The 3,651-nt window shown below is 38.8% G+C and carries 4 protein-coding genes; 2 read left to right on the top strand and 2 right to left on the bottom strand.

Annotated elements, in window-relative coordinates:
- Positions 1-74: 74 nt before the first annotated feature.
- Together WMO25_RS16180 and WMO25_RS16175 are read right to left on the bottom strand one after the other, a co-directional pair.
- Entirely contained in the window at positions 75-1,025 is a 951-nt protein-coding gene (locus WMO25_RS16180; RefSeq protein WP_349086191.1) for a hypothetical protein, read from the bottom strand.
- A 124-nt stretch (positions 1,026-1,149) separates the two neighbouring features.
- Positions 1,150-1,530 (bottom strand): helix-turn-helix domain-containing protein, encoded by a 381-nt coding sequence (locus WMO25_RS16175; RefSeq protein ID WP_349086189.1) that lies wholly within the window; start codon positions 1,528-1,530, stop codon positions 1,150-1,152.
- Between the two features lie 383 nt (positions 1,531-1,913).
- Here WMO25_RS16175 and WMO25_RS16170 point away from each other — a divergent pair, with 383 nt between their 5' ends.
- Together WMO25_RS16170 and WMO25_RS16165 are read left to right on the top strand one after the other, a co-directional pair.
- Positions 1,914-3,050, top strand: a complete 1,137-nt coding sequence (locus WMO25_RS16170; protein ID WP_349086187.1) for a tyrosine-type recombinase/integrase — start codon at positions 1,914-1,916, stop codon at positions 3,048-3,050.
- 94 nt (positions 3,051-3,144) lie between these two features.
- On the top strand, positions 3,145-3,426 hold the full coding sequence (locus WMO25_RS16165) for a helix-turn-helix transcriptional regulator (RefSeq protein ID WP_349086185.1): 282 nt from the start codon (positions 3,145-3,147) through the stop codon (positions 3,424-3,426).
- Positions 3,427-3,651 lie beyond the last annotated feature (225 nt).

The following is a 3,651-nucleotide window of genomic DNA, read 5'->3' as shown; positions in this document are numbered from 1 at the left end:
TGAGAGTTCCTCCTTATTCTCTTTATTATACATGAATTCTTTGAGAATAAGGTGTCAACTTTATTTATACAACATCACACGATATTGAGCTTTGGATTAAGGCAATACCCATTCGGAGTTGTCTCTATCAATGAATAACCGGAAATCAAGCTGAACGACTGACGCAAGCGAAAAATCAAAGCTCGTAGATTCTTTCCCGGATTGTCTGTTTCAAGAACTTCCTCCGGCCAGATTGCTTCTACAATTTCCCTTGCTGGCACTGTGACTTTCCTGTTCAATAACATATATGCTAGCAGACGGCAAATCTTAGGTGATTTTAAATCTGCTTCACGTAAAACGCCATTTAAAGTGTATATCTCTAGGTTTCCAAAAAGATTTATTATTACGTCTGTGTCACTTTTGATATTCTCTGGTGACAAAGACATTTTCATGCTCTGCATCAGCTTTTGCTCATTGATGGAGGAAAGTAAAACGAATGCCAGCATCTGCAGCATACTGCTTCGGGTAATATGCCGCTGCGGATTACGAACTACCAAAAATCCAGTAGGACGTGGCTTGATCGGTACGGCCAAAAGCTGTTTAATATTCAGATGATGATACAGTTTTAGTTCCTCTGGAGGGGCATCGCTGAGTTCGTCCAATGAAAGGAAAAACAAAGCTCTATTATTATGCATCGCATCAATCCATCTGCTGAAAAATTCAGCAGATTCAAATTCTCGTAGCAAAATCGCAGTCTGATCATTTTCATGCGGATTATGCCAAACATACGGTGTCCACAATCCCAGTTCCAAGTCTACCTGCAGAAAGCCGACCCAATCTCCCTGATAGAACTCACAGGCAGTTTTCATTACATTTTGGATGATCTCTGCTGAATTATCACTTTCGTGAAGGTGTTCTTCCAGCAGGCGCAACGTACACTCTACTTCCTGTGCATACTGAATATATTGTTGCTGCTCAACTTGCTCAGCTTTTTCCGATGTTACTTGCTTACCGCCACCGAACAACTTTTGAATTGTACTTAACATATGAGCTCCTCCTTCCTATAATAATCAAAAACGGCACAAGGCCCTTTCAGTGAATATCGGGTAGCCTTATGCCGTAATCTTTATTAAGGCTACCCTGTGAATGGAAGCCACATTTTTCATGGAATTAATACTCTTGCTGATCTGTACACACCATTTTCTGCTGTTCTATCAGTGCATCAAGTATTTTGCTGATTGTTACTAATGTCGTTGCGTTGCACTGTTTAAGTTTGCCAGCAATCTCAGAATCAATTATGCTCTCGCATTTCGCATACGGTGTATCTAATAAGAAATAATCAAAACTTTTTTCCAAAACAAATGCCAGTTTCAAAAGCATTTGAAGTGAAACCTTAGTCTGTCCAACCTCAACATGGCTCATATGATTGTTTGAGCAACCAACCCGTGCGCCCAGTTCAGCTTGACTATAACCTTTTTCAAGACGTGCGGTCTTGATACGCCGACCAATTTTAACGTAGTCAATTTCCGGTTGCATTTCAATCACCCCCATGCATTTTTATTACATTTTCATTATAGATTATGCCCAATTTTGCAACAACCAACCCCAAATGCAGATTGCATTCATAAATGCAATATGTTATAATTTTATGGGCAATTTGCATTAAATGATAGAAAAAAGAAAGACCCGAAAATAAGGCAATAGAACCTATTTTCGGGTCTTATATATAAAAAAATTCGTAGAGTACATTACTCCACGAACTACATTTTTCTCTGTTTTTGAAGCTTGTATCCTTATTTTACAGGTTGTCGCACTATTTGTCAATGTGTAAAGTGGGTGGAAAGCAAAATATTTGTAGAAAAAAGGCTCCAAAAGGCGATCCACATTCACAATTTGCCGTCAGAATTATAGTCATAAGGAAGGAGGTGTACCTTATGCCAAGAAAAGGTGAAAACATTTACAAAAGGAAAGACGGCAGGTGGGAAGGACGATATATTAAATCTCGAACTCCTGCTGGTAAAGCAAATTATGGTTATGTTTATGCAAAAACGTATCGAGAAGTCAAAGCAAAACTTAATGACAAAGGTTCTGTCCAAATCAGTTCTGCCACTGCTAGTCCAGAAGTAAGTTCAGATTTATTTGAATATGTTGCTATAGAATGGTTTAATGCGATAAGCCCTCAAGTAAAGGAATCTACAAGCAATAAATATTGGAATCTTCTAAACTCGTATATACTTCCTTCATTCGGAAGTAAACCGTTGTGTGACATAACACATGAATTCCTAGAAACGCAGTGTAATCTCTTGCTTACAACTGGCGGTTTAAAGGGAAAAGGCCTTTCCTGTAAAACTGTTTCGGATATACTATCTTTAATCCGAAATATCTTACAGTTTGCTACCAGAAAAGGAAAAATCATTTCTTGTGACGCACGATCCATACAGGTAAAGCGTCAAACAAAAGAAATGAGAGTTTTGAGCCGTGCTGAACAGGAGAAATTGTGTCGATATTTGTACTCTGAACTTGATGCTTGCAACATCGGCATATTGGTATGTTTATTCACTGGACTCAGGGTAGGAGAAATATGTGCCTTGCGATGGGAAGATATTTCATTCTCAGATCACACAATCCATGTGCATCAAACACTACAAAGAATCCAAGATAGAACCAATAGTGAACACAAGACAAGAATTGTCGTTACCACTCCAAAGAGCGCCTGTTCCATTCGCACTATCCCGGTGCCGGATGACTTGATTGCCCTTCTTGCAGCATACAAAACTTCTTCTACTGGTTATATTTTAACCAATAGTGACCAAGAGCTTTTAGAACCAAGAACCATGCAAAATCATTTTAAGAAAGCATTGCATAAGAGTTCGATTGATCCAGCGAATTATCATTCCTTGCGTCACACTTTTGCTACACGCTGCATTGAACTGGGGTTTGATGTCAAAAGCTTAAGCGAAATATTAGGCCATGCCAGTGTTAATATCACCATGAACCGTTATGTTCATCCGTCAATGGAATTAAAAAAAGAAAATATGCAACGTCTTTCCGAGCTATTATCCGTCAAATAAATCGTCAACACCGCCATGAAATGCTGTAAATCCAGCTTTCGGCGGTGTTTTTGCGTGGAGTAATGTACTCTACGAAACTGGAGTGAAAAATAGCATGTATGATGATAAAGCAAAAATTAGAGATGAGTTAATCATGACTCTTACAGCAGAACTTCCAGTGATGAGAGCACGATTGGGAATGTCTCAGGAAGTGATGGCTTCTGCCATAGGGGTATCAAGACAAACTTATAGCGCTATAGAGACAAGAACGAAAAAAATGTCATGGACAATGTTTATGGCGCTAATAGCTGTTTTGGATATGAATGAAGCCACATCTGTAATGTTGGATCAAATCCCGGATTTTATACAAACGATTCGGCAATTGACAACAAAATAGTAACCTTTAGCAGTCCAATCTCCGTTAGGACTGTCTATAAATAAAAAAACATATCATAAGGAGAAAACATAATGGCTCACCAAGCAATAGATATGAGATGCCCTGGCTGTGGGGCTCCCGTTTCAACTGGCGAAACAATATGCAATTACTGTTATCGTCCTGTTATTATTTCAACATTCAACAGTGTTTATAGTATGTCCATACCTGAGGTAAATAAATACGCAG

Source organism: Coprococcus intestinihominis (assembly GCF_040096555.1).
Classification (GTDB): Bacteria; Bacillota; Clostridia; order Lachnospirales; family Lachnospiraceae; genus Coprococcus_A; species Coprococcus_A intestinihominis.
The sequence above is the reverse complement of the archived record's forward strand: the minus strand, read 5'-3'. Positions and strand labels throughout refer to the sequence as shown.

Coding starts and splice junctions, on each gene's coding strand:
- WMO25_RS16180 (WP_349086191.1), bottom strand. CDS start 1,025: ATGTTAAGTACAATTCAAAAGTTGTTCGGTGGCGGTAAGCAAGTAACA.
- WMO25_RS16175 (WP_349086189.1), bottom strand. CDS start 1,530: ATGGGGGTGATTGAAATGCAACCGGAAATTGACTACGTTAAAATTGGT.
- WMO25_RS16170 (WP_349086187.1), top strand. CDS start 1,914: ATGCCAAGAAAAGGTGAAAACATTTACAAAAGGAAAGACGGCAGGTGG.
- WMO25_RS16165 (WP_349086185.1), top strand. CDS start 3,145: ATGTATGATGATAAAGCAAAAATTAGAGATGAGTTAATCATGACTCTT.